This is a genomic window from Roseovarius litoreus (genome assembly GCF_900142765.1).
Taxonomy (GTDB): Bacteria; Pseudomonadota; Alphaproteobacteria; order Rhodobacterales; family Rhodobacteraceae; genus Roseovarius; species Roseovarius litoreus.
Window position 1 is genome coordinate 14,367 of record NZ_FRCB01000007.1, and the last position, 14,708, is coordinate 29,074.

Genomic DNA, 14,708 nt, shown 5'->3' on the forward strand with positions numbered 1-14,708 from the left:
GGGATGGTGGCGCTCGACTCGTCACTGATGGAGCGGGCAGAGCAGCATTTCTGCGACGCCTTTGTGACGTTCGGATCTCGGGGCGACGACTTGGTGCGTATCGCCCAAGAGATCACCATGGCCGGGAAGATGGCGGGTCTTACAAAGCGGGGACGGCGCAGAATGCTGGATCATCTTTATGCCTTCATCGACACGCTTCCTCAAAGCGGCCTCGATCCGTTTGCCAGAGGTCGGCAGGCTGATGATCCTGCCTCCCTGTTCGCGTCCGATAAACTTGGCGGCCTCTTTGATGGTGTTCAGATCGCCGGGTTGGCCGAGCAGGCCGATCTGTTTGGTGCAACGCAAGCGCAAGACCCCCAGGAACGCGCTTTGATAGAACAACTCATCGCTGCAACAAAGCTATATGACTCGAGCGAGGCAATCGAGGCGCTGTTCTCCTTCACGATCAACTTGCGGGAGTTCGCCCCGTTCAATGCAATGCTGCTCCACATCCAGAAGCCGGGCCTGACCCATGCCGCGACTGCGCATGACTGGTGGCATCGCTTTGGGCGTGTCCCGAAAAAGGGCACGCGCCCCTTGCTGGTCTTGCGCACCAAAGGTCCAGTCGATTTCGTCTTCGATATTCTAGATACGGAAGGCCGCGATGTGCCGGTTGATGCGTTCGCGTTCCCGACTTTTGGAGACCTGAGTGACAACCGGTTTTCCGAGTTTATGCGCGCAGTCGCCAAGGAGCGGATCGATCTCGTTGTCCTGGACTCCGGTGATGGACAGGCAGGCTGGATACGTCTTCTGGCTGAATCCAAGGCCAAGACCGGCAAGAACGTTTATCAACTCGCCTACAATCGAAACCACGCCGCGCCGACGCGCTTTGTAACCGTGGCACACGAGTTGGCACACCTCTATCTTGGACACCTCGGGTCTGATGCCGGACGACGGGTTCCTGATCGGCGGGATACACCGCATGCGTTGATGGAAGTGGAGGCCGAGATGGTTGCCTACCTTGTTGCCATGCGAAATGGGTTAACGCCAAGGAGCGAGAGCTACCTCGCAAATTACAAAGGCGCGTTTGAGGACCTGAATCTGTATGCTGTGACGCGGGCCGCCAATGCTGTTGAAACTGCCATGGGAATTGCCTCGCACAAGCTGTGGAACGAGAAGTCATGATCGAAGCGCCCCAGCCTTTCGTCATTCGACAGGAGTGCGACAAGATCGCGTTCCAGAACGGATTTCGCCGGACTCATGGCGAAACTGAAGGCTGGCGGCGATACAGCTCGACCACAGCGCAAGGTTCGATCTGGCTGGCGGCAGAGGAGAACGGTAATTGGCTGCTCGCGATCGACCATGCCGGTGTGTTGGGAGAAATCGGTCTCGAGATGTCTGACTCCGTTGGGCCTGGAGTGGCCCGCTTTCGGTTCGCATCGCTAACTTCGCTCTACGCTATCATGCCTCGCCTTTACGAACTCGCCGTCAGTCTCCCCGACGCCCCCCTGCAAGAGTTCCTGCACCAAACGAAGGGGATGCCAAAGGCGACCGAAGCGGAGCGTCTGGTGGTTCAGCGCGTTGGACAGGGCATATTCCGCGACCGTCTGATCACCTACTGGCAGGGCAGTTGCCCGCTGACGGGCATTTCCGACCACGCCTTGCTGCGGGCCTCCCACATCAAGCCTTGGAAGGATTGCGAAAGCGACGAGGATCGACTGGACGTGCACAACGGCTTCCTTCTGTCGGCGCTCTGGGATGCCGCGTTCGACCGCGGCCTCGTTACCTTCGATGACGGCGGCCACCCGCAGTTTTCAACTCAGCTGAGTGAAACGGCTGCTGCCGAATTGAGATGGCAGGCGCCAATTCGCCTGACAGACAAGCACCGTGCCCACTTGGAATGGCACCGCAGCGAAGTGTTCGAAAAAGGATACGGCGGCTAAGTAATAGGCCAACAAAGATTTCTGCTGAACTCAGAAAACATAGGGGCTTGCGCGGGGGGACCCAATTCTGCGCAAGGTCTTGACCTTCGCCGGATTTCTGGAAGGTCCGGTATGCGTCGAACGGTCATCCCATCGGACTTCGGTTTCCAACGTCACAAGACTCGCAACACCTCCCCATCATCCAGACGCTTCACATAATCGACTGCCGCGCCGTTCCAGTGATAAGCGAAATGCGCCCCTTGGGCCGGGATCGGGATCACGTCGGGCCAGAAGACGGCGATGCACTCGCCCTCGGGAAAGCGCACGCTGGGCCAGGTGATGCCGTTCGAGCCGGCCGCACGGCGTTCGGCTCCGAAGAGTTGCGACGGACGGTAGTCGTCAGGATCCAGCAGATCGGCGCGGCCCGTGGCGTCGTCGAGATCGGCGTCGATCGATCCGATCAGCTCGCGGAACTGCGAGGTCCAGCCCGGCGCTTCGTCCGTAGCGCGCATGAAGCGGGCGTGGTGATGGACGGTCTCGGCGATCGCCACCTCGGTACGGTCGCCTGCGTAGTAGAGGCCGAAGCTGCCATCCGAGAACCGTCCGGGCCTGAGCGGCGAGCAATGCACGAAAGGCGCCATGACCCAGCTTGCGCCGGGCCCGGTCACGCGGCGAGCGACGGGCACCTTGGAGAGATCACCGATGCTCTCGCGGATGCGCGGGTTGAACTTGGCCTCGGCCGAGGCCAGCGCCTCCCAGTCGGCCGGATCGGCGATGTCCTCGAAGAGGTCGATGGGCGGATGGATCGAGCGGATGATGCGGACCGTGCGCGGCCAGGTCACGCGCCGGACAGCGACATTCACCAGGCACCCCGTTCGGCATCGAGATAGGCGCGTAGATCGATCAGGTCGGTGATCTCTCCCCGGAGCATGACGTCAAGCGCGCTCCGGCCCGCGAAGGCGGCGTTCGGCTTGCGGATCCAGGCATAGCCCCGGGCCGGGTCGGTGAAGAGATAGCGCAGCGCCTTGTGGATCCCCATCAGGATCGCCATGCGCGCGCGCAGGTCGCGGTCGATCCGGCCGATATCGCCGGTCTTCCAGCGGGCCCACGTCCGCTGCGCCATGTCGCCCAGCAATGTGCGGGCTTCCGCATCCGTCAGCTCCCAGGCCCGGAACAGGTTGACGGTGGTGCGCGCCAGCGCGGCGGCCTCCTCGTCGGTGATGACGGGAAGATCGGTGCGGGCGGTGACGGGCTGGATCGTGGCGAACTGCATGGCTGTCTCCTTTGGCATCAATATAGAGAATGTGTGCCAAAAGGCAAGACGGGCCGTGCGGTGCAGCTGCAATGGTCTCCCACCCATTTCCCTGTCTTTGCACGCCAGAGCCCTACGCCCCTTGAAGAGCTGTTGAGCAAAGCCGGTTTCCGGTTTTCTTGATGGACCCGATCCAGGGCCGCCCGTTGGCGGTCCCTCACGGAACGGGGACAGCATGGCAGAGGCAGCTCGGAAACCAGAGGCGATGGCACGCGGCGCGCGGATGCTGCGCACGGCGCTCGGGCCCGCCATCGCCGGGTTTATGGAAGACCCGATGATTGTCGAGGTCATGCTCAATCCCGACGGGCGGCTCTGGATCGACCGGCTGTCCGAGGGGCTCTCCGATACCGGCGCCACGTTGTCACCCGCCGATGGCGAGCGGATCGTGCGGCTCGTCGCCCATCACGTCGGAGCCGAGGTGCATGCCGCGCGCCCGCGCGTTTCGGCCGAACTGCCCGATACCGGCGAGCGCTTCGAAGGGCTCCTGCCGCCCGTGGTCACCGCGCCCTGTTTCGCGATCCGCAAGCCCGCCGTCGCGGTCTTCACGCTCGCCGACTACGTCGCTGCCGGGATCATGACCGAGACCCAGGCGACACTGTTGCGCGAGGGCGTTGCCGCGCGGGCCAATATCCTCGTGGCGGGCGGGACCTCCACCGGAAAGACGACGCTGACCAATGCGCTTCTGGCCGAAGTGGCCGGATCGTCCGACCGCGTCGTGATCATCGAGGACACGCGCGAGCTGCAATGCACAGCCCCGAACCTCGTCGCGCTGCGCACCAAGGATGGTGTCGCCTCGCTCTCCGATCTCGTCCGCTCCTCGCTCCGCCTGCGCCCCGACCGCATTCCCATCGGCGAGGTGCGCGGGGCCGAAGCGCTGGACCTCTTGAAGGCCTGGGGCACCGGCCATCCGGGCGGCATCGGCACCATTCATGCGGGCTCGGCCCTCGGCGCCCTGCGCCGGATGGAGCAGCTCATCCAGGAAGCCGTGGTCACCGTACCGCGCGCCCTCATCGCCAAGACCATCGATCTCATCGCCGTCCTCTCCGGGCGCGGCGCCAATCGGCATCTCGCCGAACTCGCCCGCGTCGACGGGCTGGGACCGGACGGCGACTACCGCATCACCCCGGCGGCGCTGCCGACCGGGACGGAAACCGACACAGGAGAACCCTCATGACCCGATCCCTTCACCGGCTGCGCGTGCAGGCCGCCCATGCCGTCACCTACGCCACCGTCACCCTGATGCTGGCCGGGCCTGCCCGGGCGGCAGGCTCCTCCATGCCTTGGGAAGCGCCGCTGCAATCGATCCTCGAGTCGATCGAGGGGCCGGTCGCCAAGATCATCGCGGTCATCATCATCATCGTCACCGGCCTGACACTGGCCTTCGGCGACACCTCCGGGGGCTTTCGCCGCCTGATCCAGATCGTCTTCGGCATCTCCATCGCCTTCGCGGCCAGTTCCTTCTTCCTGAGCTTCTTCAGCTTCGGCGGCGGGGCATTGATCTGATGGACGGCGCGTTTGAGCAGTTGGCGGACGTGTCGGGCTTCACCGTGACGGTGCACCGCGCGTTGACCGAGCCGATCCTGCTGGCCGGTGCGCCGCGGGCCTTCGCGATCCTGAACGGGACGCTGGCCGGGGCCATCGGGCTCGGGCTGCAGATCTGGATCGCGGGCATCGTCATCGGCCTTCTGGGCCACGTGGTGGCGGTCTGGGCCGCACGGCGCGATCCGCTCTTCGTCGAGGTCGGGCGCCGGCATCTGCGCCTCCCCGGTCATCTCGAGGTCTGAGGCAGCCCCATGATGAACCTCGCGGAGTATCGCCGAAAAGGGACGCGGCTGGCGGATTACCTGCCCTGGGCGGCGCTGGTGGCCCCCGGCGTGGTGCTGAACAAGGATGGCAGCCTGCAGCGCTCGGCCCGCTTCCGCGGCCCCGATCTCGACAACGCGGTCGCGGCAGAACTCGTCGCAGTGGCGGGGCGCATCAACAATGCCTTTCGCCGTCTCGGGTCCGGCTGGGCGATCTTCGTCGAGGCGCAACGGGTGGCGGCGGCGGACTATCCCGACAGCTGCTTTCCCGATCCGGCCTCGGCGCTGCTCGATGCCGAACGGCGCGCGGGCTTCGCCGAGCAGGGGGCGCATTTCCAGTCGGACTATCTAATGACCTTCCTTTACCTGCCGCCCGCCGAGGAGTCCACGCGGGCCGAGACCTGGCTTTACGAAGGCCGCGACAAGACCGGCATCGATGCAGGCGAGGTGCTGCGAGGCTTCATCGACCGCACCGACCGCGTTCTGGCGCTTTTCGACGGCATCATGCCCGAATGCCGCTGGATGGGTGACAGCGAGACGCTGACCTACCTGCACTCCACCATCTCGACGCAGGCGCACCGCATCCGCGTGCCGGAAACCCCGGTCTATCTCGACGCGCTTCTGGCCGATCAGCCGCTGACCGGCGGGCTCGAGCCGCGGCTGGGGACCGCCCATCTGCGAATCCTGACCCTCTCGGGCTTCCCGACCGCCACCACGCCGGGGATCCTCGACGACCTCAACCGGCTGGCCTTTCCCTATCGCTGGGCGACCCGCGCGATCCTGATGGACAAGATGGAGGCCGCGCGGATGGTCGCGCGCATCCGACGCCAATGGTTCGCCAAGCGCAAATCCATCGCCGCGATCCTGAAGGAGGTGATGACCAACGAGCAATCGGCGCTGGTCGACACGGACGCCGCCAACAAGGCCGCCGATGCCGACTTGGCGCTGCAGGAGCTCGGTGCCGATATCGCAGGGGAGGCCTATGTCACGGCGACGCTCATCGTCTGGGACGACGATCCGCGCCGCGCCGACGAGAAACTGCGCCTGGTCGAGAAGGTCGTGCAGGGCAGGGACTTCGCCGCCATGGTCGAGACGGTCAACGCCGTCGATGCCTGGCTCGGCTCGCTGCCCGGGCAGGCTTACGCCAATGTCCGCCAGCCGCCGATCTCCACCCTGAACCTGGCCCATATGATCCCGCTCTCTGCTGTTTGGGCCGGGGAGGAGCGGGATGCGCATTTCGACGGTCCGCCGCTGCTCTACGGCAAGACCGAGGGTGCGACGCCGTTCCGGCTGTCGCTCCATGTCGGCGATGTTGGCCATACGCTGGTCGTGGGTCCCACCGGGGCCGGTAAATCCGTGCTGCTCGCGCTCATGGCGCTGCAGTTCCGCCGCTATCGGCAGAGCCAGGTCTTCGCCTTCGATTTCGGGGGCTCGATCCGCGCCGCCACCCTCGCCATGGGCGGCGACTGGCACGATCTCGGAGGCGAGCTGACCGAGGGTGCGGAAACTGCGGTCTCCCTCCAGCCACTCGCCCGGATCGACGATCCCGCCGACCGCTCTTGGGCCGCAGGCTGGATCGGTGCGCTCCTCGCTCGCGAAGGCATCGCGATCACGCCGGAGGTGAAGGAACATCTCTGGTCCGCCCTGACCTCGCTGGCCTCCGCCCCGGTGGGCGAGCGCACGATCACCGGTCTCGCGGTACTGCTGCAATCCACCAACCTGAAACAGGCCCTGCGGCCCTATTGCCTCGGCGGTGCCCATGGGCGACTCCTCGATGCCGAAACCGAAGAGCTTGGCGCGGCCTCTGTCCAGGCCTTCGAGATCGAAGGGCTGGTCGGCACCGCCGCGGCGCCCGCGGTTCTCTCCTATCTCTTCCACCGCATCGGCGACCGGCTCGACGGAAGGCCGACGCTCCTGATCATCGACGAGGGCTGGTTGGCACTGGACGACGAGGGCTTCGCAGGACAGCTCCGCGAATGGCTGAAGACACTGCGCAAGAAGAACGCCTCGGTCATCTTCGCGACCCAGTCGCTCTCGGATATCGACGCCTCGGCCATCGCGCCCGCGATCATCGAAAGCTGCCCGACCCGGCTGCTTCTGCCCAACGAACGGGCCATCGAGCCCCAGATCACCGCGATCTACCGCCGTTTCGGCCTCAACGACCGGCAGATCGAGATCCTCGCGCGCGCCACGCCCAAGCGCGACTACTACTGCCAGTCGCGGCGCGGCAACCGGCTCTTCGAGCTCGGTCTCTCGGAAGTCGGCCTTGCGCTCTGCGCGGCCTCGTCCAAATCCGACCAGGCGCTGCTCTCGGAGATCGTCGCAGAGCATGGGCGCGACGGGTTTCTCGCGGCCTGGCTCGACGCCCGCGGGGTCGGCTGGGCGGCTGAGCTGATCCCGGACCTCACCAATCTCGCGCCGGAGCCCGAGGCGTCGGGCGCCCCCATCCCCCAAGCCCCCGAACCCGCAAAGGAGACCACCCCATGACCCACACCGCCCATCGCCTGTCCCGTTTCGCCAGCGCCTCCGCGCTCGCCCTCACGCTTGCCGCGCCGCTCGGTCTCGCGCCGATCTTCGCGACGCCCGCCCAGGCCTTCCTCTTCGGCGGAGGCGGGCGCATCGTCTACGATCCGCGCAATCACGCTGAAAATATCCTCTCCGCCGCCCGGGCGCTCGAGCAGATCAACAACCAGATCACCCAGCTGCAGAACGAGGCGCAGATGCTGATGAACCAGGCCCGCAACCTCGCGAGCCTGCCCCATTCCTCGCTGCAGGCGCTGCAGCAGAACGTGGACCGGACGCGGCAGCTTCTGTCCCAGGCGCAGAACATCGCCTTCGACGTCGCCCAGATCGACCAGGTCTTTCAGCAGGACTATGCCAATATCCCGATGGCCGCGCCCGAAGCGCAGCTTCTGGCCGATGCGCGCTCCCGCTGGCAAAACACCGTCGGCGGGCTGCAGGACGCACTGCGCGTGCAGGCCGGTGTTGTCGGCAATCTCGACGGCCAGCGCGCCGAACTCTCCGCGCTTGTCGGCGAAAGCCAGTCCTCCGTCGGCGCCCTGCAGGCCACGCAAGCCGGAAACCAGCTTCTGGCGCTGCAGTCCCAGCAGATCGCCGACCTGATCGCCGTCGTCGCCGCCAACGGCCGCGCCACCGCGCTGGTCGAGGCCGAGCGGTCCGCGGCGGCCGAACAGGGCCGGGTCCAGCGCGAGCGGTTTCTCACCCCGGGCGCGGGCTACCAGCCCGGCAATGCCCGGATGTTCAACAACTGAAAGGGGCAGGGCCATGGAGGGATCGGTTCTCGCGCGCATCGCCGCCATCGTCTTCGTCGCCATCGCGGTCACCGCGGCTCTGGTGGAGATGGGCCGGGACGAGGCGGGGCAGGCAGCGCGTCCGGCGGCTCCCCTCATGCCCGAGACCGATCCCTTGCGGGCCGAACAACGGCGCTGCCAGGAACTGGGTGAGGCCGCGGCCTCCGATCCGGACTGCCTCGCCGTCTGGGCCGAAACCCGCGACCGCTTCCTCGGGCGTGACCGGACCGGGGGCGAGTGAGCCATGGGCGGCACCGGCGTCATCGACACCTTCCTCGGGGTCTTCACCTCCTATATCGACAGCGGTTTCGGGCTTCTGGGCGGCGAGGTCGCCTTCATCGCCAGCACGCTGATCGTGATTGACGTGACGCTGGCAGCACTCTTCTGGGCCTGGGGTGCCGATGACGACATCATCGCCCGCCTCGTGAAAAAGACCCTCTTCGTCGGCGTGTTCGCCTGGCTCATCTCCAACTGGAACAGCCTCGCCGCCATCGTCTTCGACAGTTTCGCGGGGTTGGGTCTCTTGGCCTCCGGCACCGGGTTTTCGGCCGCCGATCTCCTGCGTCCCGGACGCGTGGCGCAGACCGGGCTCGATGCCGGACGGCCGCTTCTGGAGTCGACCTCCGATCTCATGGGCTTCGTCGCCTTCTTCGAGAACTTCATCCAGATCGCCTGCCTGCTCTTCGCCTGGGCGCTGGTGCTCTTGGCCTTCTTCCTGCTCGCCGTGCAGCTCTTCGTGACGCTGATCGAGTTCAAGCTGACGACGCTTGCGGGCTTCGTGCTGATCCCCTTCGGCCTTTTCGGCAAGACCGCCTTCATGGCCGAGCGGGTGCTGGGCAATGTCGTCTCCTCCGGCATCAAGGTGCTGGTGCTTGCCGTGATCATCGGTATCGGCTCGACGCTCTTCGGCCAGTTCACCGCCGGGTTCGGGGGCGTGACGCCCACCATCGACGAGGCCATGGCGATCGTTCTCGCCGCGCTCTCGCTTCTCGGTCTCGGCATCTTCGGCCCCGGCATCGCGACGGGCCTCGTCTCCGGTGGGCCGCAACTGGGCGCGGGCGCGGCCGTCGGCACCGGGCTTGCCGTGGGCGGCGCCACCGTCGCGGCCGGTGGCGGGGCCATGCTCGTCGCCCGCGGTACAGGCGCGCTCGCCTCGGGCGGGGCCGCCGCCACGCGCGGAGCCGCTGCCGCCAAGGGGGCCGCGTCCACCGCCTACAGTCTCGGATCGATGGGCCAGACCGGAGCTTCTGGAGTCGCTTCCGGTCTCGGCGGAGTAGCAAAGGCCGCGGGATCCGCCGCTGCGTCGCCCCTGCGGCGGGCCGCTGCCTCGGTTTCCGAAGCGGTCAAGGCAAGCCATGCTGGCGGCGCACGCGCTGGATTTGCCGCCACCGGCGGCGCCTCCTCGCTTGGCAGCATGGCTGGTGCGTCGACCGCCATGTCCGCCCCCGCGGGTAGCCCGCCGGCCTGGGCGCGCTCGATGCGCCGCAGCCAGGCCATGAGCCATGGCGTTTCCGCCGCCACCCATGCGCTGCGGGCCGGGGACAGCCCCGGCTCCGGTGCCTCCGTTCCCCTCTCCGAAAGTGACCGCCCATGAGCCTCTTCAAACGCGCCGCCGCGCATTACGGCAAGACCCCAACCCCAGAGACCCCCTACCAGAAGGCCGCCCAGGTCTGGGACGAGCGTATCGGTTCCGCCCGGGTGCAGGCGAAGAACTGGCGCCTCATGGCCTTCGGCTGCCTGATCCTCGCCGGCGGCTTCGCGACTGCTCTGGTCTGGCAATCGGCGCGCGGCACCGTCGTGCCGTACGTCGTCGAAATCGACCGCCACGGCGAGGCGCGCGCCGTCGAGGCGGCCAGCGCCGGGTACCGCCCAAGCGATCCGCAAATCGCCTGGCACCTCGCGCGGTTCATCGAAGAGGTCCGGGGCCTGCCCGCCGATCCCATTGTCGTCCGACAGAACTGGCTCCGCGCCTACGAGTTCACCACCGACCGCGGCGCGTTGGCGCTGAACGACCATGCCCGCGCCAACGATCCCTTCACGCGGGTGGGCGAGGACCAGGTCTCGGTCGAGGTCTCGAGCGTCATCCGCGCGTCGCCGGACAGTTTCCGGGTGGCCTGGTCCGAGCGGCACTACGAGAACGGTCAGTTGGCTCGTACCGAACGCTGGACTGCGATCCTGACCATCGTGATCGACCCGCCGCGCACTGCCGAGCGCCTGCGCGCCAATCCCCTCGGAATCTATGTGAACGCGATCAACTGGTCGCGGGAGATAAGCCAATGACCCGACCGATCCTGCCCGCCGTCCTTTTGTCGACCACACTTCTGGCCGGCTGCGCCAGCGACCGTCCGCCCGACTTCGCCTATGACGACGCGGTTCCGCCCTTGCCGTCACCTCCCGTGATCGCACCCGATGACCCTCCGCGCCCGCTCCATGTCCCGCCCGCCTGGACCCCGAGCCGGGGCGGGGAGGCCGCCACCACCCCCGTCGCCCAGGTCGGCAATGCCAACGCCGCCGCGCGCGTCGAACCGCGTCAGGCCGGGTATTTCAACGCGATCCAGATTTACCCCTGGTCCGAGGGCGCGCTCTATCAGGTCTACGCCGCCCCGGGCCAGATCACGACCATCGCGCTCGAACCCGGCGAACGCCTGGCCGGGACCGGTCCAATCGCGGCGGGCGATACGGCGCGCTGGATCATCGGCGACACCGAAAGCGGCGCGGGCCGGGACACTCGCGTCCTCGTTCTCGTGAAACCCACGCGGCCCGATATCAGAACGAACCTGGTGATCTCGACCGACCGGCGGACCTACCTGATCGAGCTCAACGCCAGCGAAGAGACCTGGATGCCTGCCATTTCCTGGGCCTATCCGCGCGCGTCCGACGCTCCACGCGTCGCGCCGGCCACGCCGCGCATCCCACCGGTGCATGCCCGCAATCACCGCTACGGACTGCAGGGAGACAGCCCGCCCTGGCGGCCGGTCTCGGTCTTCGATGACGGGCGCAGGGTCTATGTCGTCTTCCCGCGCGGTATCGCCCAGGGTGAGATGCCGCCGCTCTTCGTGCTGGGCTCCGATGGCGAGTTGGAGATCGTCAACTCCCGGATCCACGGCAACGTGCTCATCGTTGACCGGCTCTTCGGTGCGGCAGAACTGCGCCTCGGCCGCGGTCCCCGGCAGGAGGTGGTCCGGATTCTACGGATCGCAGCCCAGACCGAAGCGGGCGTGGTGCGGCAGGACGCGGGGCAGGGGACATGAGCAAGACATCGACCGACACCGCTGCCGCCATGCGCCTGCGCGCCGATCCACCGCGCGTCACGCGGATTTCCCGCAAGGTGATTGTCGGGCTCGGCGTCGTTGCGGGCCTCGGCATCGGTGCCGCGCTGATCTATGGCCTGCAACGCCCGGACCGGACCGCGGCCCCGGAAGAGCTGATCACCACCGACCGCCGCCAGCCTGCCGATGGCCTCCGCGATCTGCCGGGCAGCTACGACGCCATTCCCCGGCTCGGGCCGCCCCTGCCGGGCGATCTCGGTGGTGGCATCCTCGACGCGCAGCAACGTGGCCAGCCCATCGCGGCTCCAAGCCTCGCGCCGCCGACAATGGACCCTGCGGAACAGCAGCGCCTCGCGGAACTGGAGGCCGCCCGTGTCAGCGACCTGTTCTTCCAGACACGGCTCGGGGCGCCCGCGTCCCCGGGGTTCCAGATTCCGCCGACGGCACCCGGGGGCGGGATGGTGGCCACCCAAGAAACCGATCCCCGACAGGCCTTCCTGACCGGGCCCACTGATCGCCGCACGGTCGCTCCCGACCGCGTGCAGCCGCCAGCGTCTCCTTACCTCCTGCAGGCCGGCTCCATCATCCCGGCCGCGCTGATCACCGGTATCCGTTCCGACCTGCCGGGCCAGATCACCGCGCAAGTCACCCAGAACGTCTATGACAGCCCGACCGGCAGCCTTCTTCTGATCCCACAGGGCACCCGCCTGATCGGCGCCTATGACGACAGCGTAACCGTCGGCCAGCGCCGCGTGCTCCTGGTCTGGACCAGGCTGATCTTCCCCGATGGACGATCCCTGGTGCTCGAACGCCAGCCCGGTGCCGATGCCGCGGGCTATGCGGGTCTCGAGGACCGCGTCGACAATCACTGGGCCAGCGTCCTGCGCGCCGCGGGGCTTTCGACCTTGCTGGCTGTCGGCGCGGAGACTTCCCTCGACGAGGAGGACCGCCTCGCCCGGGCCCTCCGCGACGGGGCCTTGGATACGATCAACGAGGCCGGCCAGCGCATCGTTCAACGCCAGCTGGAGGTCCCGGCGACCCTCACCATTCGCCCGGGCTTCCCCGTCCGGGTGATCGTCACGCGCGATCTCGTCTTCGCGCCACCTGGAGGCTGAGATGACCAAGCTGAAACTCGGACCGATCCTGGATAACAAGCCTGTGAAACTGACCGTGGAAGTGCCGGCCGAGCTGCATCGCGACCTGATCGCCTATGGTGAGATCCTCGGCCAGGAGGCGGGGCAGGGGCCGATCGAACCGAAGAAGCTGGTGGTTCCGATGCTCGAGCGCTTCATCGCAACGGATCGCGGATTTGCGAAGGCGCGGCGCGCACCGCGCGGGACGACGAAGGCGCCATTGGGCCGTGGGGAGGCCTGAATGGCACCATCTTTCTTATCGAAATCGGTAATAACCCATCTGTTTTTGGCAAGACTGACGACATTTTACCGATAAAGATAAGATGACTTGAAATCCCGGACATCCACCGGTATATTTACTGTAAAGGGTAAGCCATATCGCGATGACCATGGAGATCGAACCGAACCTGCTCACCGATGTCGGGCGACGCCTCCGGGCGCTGCGTGCGGATCAGGACCTCACGCTCGAGCAGCTTGCCCGCCTCACCGGGATCAGCGCGCCCGCGTTGTCGCTGATCGAGACGGGCAAGCGCGATGCCCGGCTGACGACGCTGGCGAAGATCGCGGCGGCGCTTCGGGTGCCGATCAGGACCTTGCTGGAGGATCCCGCAGATGCCGCCAGCACCGGTGGCGACGTCCCCGCGGAAGGCTACGATCTCGGGGACTACCTGTGACGCGATCCGTGCCGGTCTGGTTTGATGCGCTGCACGTGGCCGATGTCGAGGTCGCCTCAGATGGCGCGCTCTCGCTGCGCTACGCGGACCGCTGGCGGCAGACGAGGGGCGCGTTTCCGCTGTCGGTCACGATGCCTCTGCGCGCGGCCCCGTACACGTCTGAAATCATCTCGCCCTGGCTCGCGAACCTCTTGCCGGAAGAGGAACAACTCCGCAGCCTCACCCGCTCCCTTGGCCTCGATCAGGCGGATGCGCTGGCCATGCTCGAACGGATCGGCGGCGATACGGCCGGCGCGCTTTCCTTCGGGCTGGCCTCCGACCGCAGCCGTTGGGCCTATCGCCCGCTCACCGATCTCTACGGCATCGACACCCCCGCCGTGGCACTCGATCGCCATTTCGAGGATCTCGGCAGCCGCCCGTTCCTTGTCGGGGAGGAGGGCGTCCGGCAATCGCTGGCCGGCGGCCAGAAGAAATCTGCGCTGGCGGTGCTCGATTCCGATGGCAGGCCGGTGCTGCGCCTGCCCGAACCGGGCGATGTCCTGGCCGTCCCCCTGCACGGCGCGCCCTCGACCCTGATCGTGAAGCCGGACAACCCCAACCTGCCCGGCATCACCGAGAATGAGGTCTGGTGCCTTCGGATGGCCGCGGCCCTGGGGCTGGAGGCCGCGCAGGCGACCATCCTGCAAGCCGAAGGTCGCAGCGCGATCGCTGTCCTGCGCTATGACCGAAAGCTCGGTCGCCAGGGCCAGCTGGTACGCCTCCACCAGGAGGATTTCGCGCAAGCGAACGGCCTCCCCCCGGGCCGGAAATACGAGCGCGGTACGCTGCCCGGGCTCGATCTGAAATCTCTTCTCGAGACCGGGCGGCATGTCAGCGCGCGCGATGCGCTGGCCTTGCTCGATCAGGTCATCTTCAACATCCTCGTCGCGAACACCGACGCGCACGCGAAGAACTATTCGCTGATGCTGCCGCTTGCCGAGCCACCCCGTCTCGCGCCCCTCTACGATGTCTCCTCGGTGCTGGCCTGGCCCCATGTGGTGCAGGCCTTCGCCCAGAACATCGCGGGCAAGAAGCGTACGGCCGATGGCATCGCGGGCCGGCATTGGGAGGCGATCGCCACCGAGATCGGCTATCGCCCGACCGATGTCCGGAACCGTGTGCAGGAGCTTGTCGATCGTCTGGTGGCCAACCGCGTCGAGCTCACCGAAGAGGTCGCAGCCTTGCCGGGTGCAACGGCCGGATATGTCGCGCAGACTGCAGAGCTTGTCGAGGCCAATGCGCTCCGGATCGCCGGGCGCCTTTAGGG

The 14,708-nt window shown here is 66.9% G+C and carries 17 protein-coding genes; 15 read left to right on the forward strand and 2 right to left on the reverse strand.

What is annotated here, in order from left to right; genetic code table 11:
- Positions 1 to 3: 3 nt before the first annotated feature.
- Together F3H35_RS13410 and F3H35_RS13415 are read left to right on the forward strand one after the other, a co-directional pair.
- Positions 4 to 1,164, forward strand: coding sequence for an ImmA/IrrE family metallo-endopeptidase (locus F3H35_RS13410; RefSeq protein ID WP_149780076.1), 1,161 nt, complete (start codon positions 4 to 6; stop codon positions 1,162 to 1,164).
- A complete protein-coding gene (locus F3H35_RS13415; RefSeq protein WP_149780077.1) occupies positions 1,161 to 1,922 on the forward strand; it encodes an HNH endonuclease in 762 nt (253 codons plus the stop codon). The genes F3H35_RS13410 and F3H35_RS13415 overlap by 4 nt, the downstream gene beginning before the upstream one ends.
- A 152-nt stretch (positions 1,923 to 2,074) precedes the next feature.
- Here F3H35_RS13415 and F3H35_RS13420 read toward each other — a convergent pair whose 3' ends face one another.
- Positions 2,075 to 2,743, reverse strand: a complete 669-nt coding sequence (locus tag F3H35_RS13420) for an RES family NAD+ phosphorylase (protein ID WP_394852316.1) — start codon at positions 2,741 to 2,743, stop codon at positions 2,075 to 2,077.
- A gap of 17 nt (positions 2,744 to 2,760) precedes the next feature.
- Positions 2,761 to 3,174, reverse strand: a complete 414-nt coding sequence (locus tag F3H35_RS13425) for an MbcA/ParS/Xre antitoxin family protein (protein WP_149780079.1) — start codon at positions 3,172 to 3,174, stop codon at positions 2,761 to 2,763.
- A gap of 262 nt (positions 3,175 to 3,436) precedes the next feature.
- Here F3H35_RS13425 and trbB point away from each other — a divergent pair, with 262 nt between their 5' ends.
- From trbB to F3H35_RS13490, 13 genes are all read left to right on the forward strand, one after another.
- On the forward strand, positions 3,437 to 4,387 hold the full coding sequence (gene trbB / locus F3H35_RS13430; RefSeq protein WP_449619071.1) for a P-type conjugative transfer ATPase TrbB: 951 nt from the start codon (positions 3,437 to 3,439) through the stop codon (positions 4,385 to 4,387).
- Positions 4,384 to 4,716 (forward strand): TrbC/VirB2 family protein, encoded by a 333-nt coding sequence (locus F3H35_RS13435; protein WP_149780081.1) that lies wholly within the window; start codon positions 4,384 to 4,386, stop codon positions 4,714 to 4,716. The genes trbB and F3H35_RS13435 overlap by 4 nt, the downstream gene beginning before the upstream one ends.
- Entirely contained in the window at positions 4,716 to 4,997 is a 282-nt protein-coding gene (locus tag F3H35_RS13440; protein ID WP_149780082.1) for a VirB3 family type IV secretion system protein, read from the forward strand. The genes F3H35_RS13435 and F3H35_RS13440 overlap by 1 nt, the downstream gene beginning before the upstream one ends.
- Before the next feature lie 9 nt (positions 4,998 to 5,006).
- Entirely contained in the window at positions 5,007 to 7,502 is a 2,496-nt protein-coding gene (gene trbE / locus F3H35_RS13445; RefSeq protein WP_149780083.1) for a conjugal transfer protein TrbE, read from the forward strand.
- Complete coding sequence (gene trbJ / locus F3H35_RS13450; protein WP_149780084.1) at positions 7,499 to 8,287, forward strand: P-type conjugative transfer protein TrbJ; 789 nt, start codon at positions 7,499 to 7,501, stop codon at positions 8,285 to 8,287. The genes trbE and trbJ overlap by 4 nt, the downstream gene beginning before the upstream one ends.
- Positions 8,288 to 8,300: 13 nt before the next feature.
- The gene (trbK-alt, locus tag F3H35_RS13455; RefSeq protein WP_149780085.1) at positions 8,301 to 8,567 is read left to right on the forward strand and encodes a putative entry exclusion protein TrbK-alt; all 267 of its coding nucleotides are present in this window, start codon (positions 8,301 to 8,303) and stop codon (positions 8,565 to 8,567) included.
- Positions 8,568 to 8,570: 3 nt separating this feature from the next.
- On the forward strand, positions 8,571 to 9,920 hold the full coding sequence (gene trbL, locus F3H35_RS13460; RefSeq protein ID WP_149780086.1) for a P-type conjugative transfer protein TrbL: 1,350 nt from the start codon (positions 8,571 to 8,573) through the stop codon (positions 9,918 to 9,920).
- The gene (trbF, locus tag F3H35_RS13465) at positions 9,917 to 10,606 is read left to right on the forward strand and encodes a conjugal transfer protein TrbF (protein ID WP_149780087.1); all 690 of its coding nucleotides are present in this window, start codon (positions 9,917 to 9,919) and stop codon (positions 10,604 to 10,606) included. Before trbL ends, trbF begins: the two co-directional genes overlap by 4 nt.
- Positions 10,603 to 11,577, forward strand: coding sequence for a P-type conjugative transfer protein TrbG (gene trbG / locus F3H35_RS13470; RefSeq protein WP_149780088.1), 975 nt, complete (start codon positions 10,603 to 10,605; stop codon positions 11,575 to 11,577). The genes trbF and trbG overlap by 4 nt, the downstream gene beginning before the upstream one ends.
- Positions 11,574 to 12,710 carry a TrbI/VirB10 family protein gene (locus F3H35_RS13475; RefSeq protein WP_149780089.1) on the forward strand — a complete coding sequence of 379 codons (1,137 nt, stop codon included), beginning with the start codon at positions 11,574 to 11,576 and terminating at the stop codon, positions 12,708 to 12,710. Before trbG ends, F3H35_RS13475 begins: the two co-directional genes overlap by 4 nt.
- Before the next feature lies 1 nt (position 12,711).
- Positions 12,712 to 12,969, forward strand: a complete 258-nt coding sequence (locus tag F3H35_RS13480) for a DUF2274 domain-containing protein (RefSeq protein WP_149780090.1) — start codon at positions 12,712 to 12,714, stop codon at positions 12,967 to 12,969.
- Between the two features lie 148 nt (positions 12,970 to 13,117).
- Positions 13,118 to 13,402 (forward strand): helix-turn-helix domain-containing protein, encoded by a 285-nt coding sequence (locus tag F3H35_RS13485; protein ID WP_223228415.1) that lies wholly within the window; start codon positions 13,118 to 13,120, stop codon positions 13,400 to 13,402.
- On the forward strand, positions 13,399 to 14,706 hold the full coding sequence (locus F3H35_RS13490) for a type II toxin-antitoxin system HipA family toxin (protein ID WP_149780092.1): 1,308 nt from the start codon (positions 13,399 to 13,401) through the stop codon (positions 14,704 to 14,706). Before F3H35_RS13485 ends, F3H35_RS13490 begins: the two co-directional genes overlap by 4 nt.
- Positions 14,707 to 14,708: the final 2 nt, after the last annotated feature.

Bases quoted from the DNA above. Each gene is read 5' to 3' on its own strand.
- F3H35_RS13410 (WP_149780076.1), top strand. From the start codon at position 4: ATGGTGGCGCTCGACTCGTCACTGATGGAGCGGGCAGAGCAGCATTTC.
- F3H35_RS13415 (WP_149780077.1), top strand. From the start codon at position 1,161: ATGATCGAAGCGCCCCAGCCTTTCGTCATTCGACAGGAGTGCGACAAG.
- F3H35_RS13425 (WP_149780079.1), bottom strand. From the start codon at position 3,174: ATGCAGTTCGCCACGATCCAGCCCGTCACCGCCCGCACCGATCTTCCC.
- trbB (WP_449619071.1), top strand. From the start codon at position 3,437: ATGCTGCGCACGGCGCTCGGGCCCGCCATCGCCGGGTTTATGGAAGAC.
- F3H35_RS13435 (WP_149780081.1), top strand. From the start codon at position 4,384: ATGACCCGATCCCTTCACCGGCTGCGCGTGCAGGCCGCCCATGCCGTC.
- F3H35_RS13440 (WP_149780082.1), top strand. From the start codon at position 4,716: ATGGACGGCGCGTTTGAGCAGTTGGCGGACGTGTCGGGCTTCACCGTG.
- trbE (WP_149780083.1), top strand. From the start codon at position 5,007: ATGATGAACCTCGCGGAGTATCGCCGAAAAGGGACGCGGCTGGCGGAT.
- trbJ (WP_149780084.1), top strand. From the start codon at position 7,499: ATGACCCACACCGCCCATCGCCTGTCCCGTTTCGCCAGCGCCTCCGCG.
- trbK-alt (WP_149780085.1), top strand. From the start codon at position 8,301: ATGGAGGGATCGGTTCTCGCGCGCATCGCCGCCATCGTCTTCGTCGCC.
- trbL (WP_149780086.1), top strand. From the start codon at position 8,571: ATGGGCGGCACCGGCGTCATCGACACCTTCCTCGGGGTCTTCACCTCC.
- trbF (WP_149780087.1), top strand. From the start codon at position 9,917: ATGAGCCTCTTCAAACGCGCCGCCGCGCATTACGGCAAGACCCCAACC.
- trbG (WP_149780088.1), top strand. From the start codon at position 10,603: ATGACCCGACCGATCCTGCCCGCCGTCCTTTTGTCGACCACACTTCTG.
- F3H35_RS13475 (WP_149780089.1), top strand. From the start codon at position 11,574: ATGAGCAAGACATCGACCGACACCGCTGCCGCCATGCGCCTGCGCGCC.
- F3H35_RS13480 (WP_149780090.1), top strand. From the start codon at position 12,712: ATGACCAAGCTGAAACTCGGACCGATCCTGGATAACAAGCCTGTGAAA.
- F3H35_RS13485 (WP_223228415.1), top strand. From the start codon at position 13,118: ATGGAGATCGAACCGAACCTGCTCACCGATGTCGGGCGACGCCTCCGG.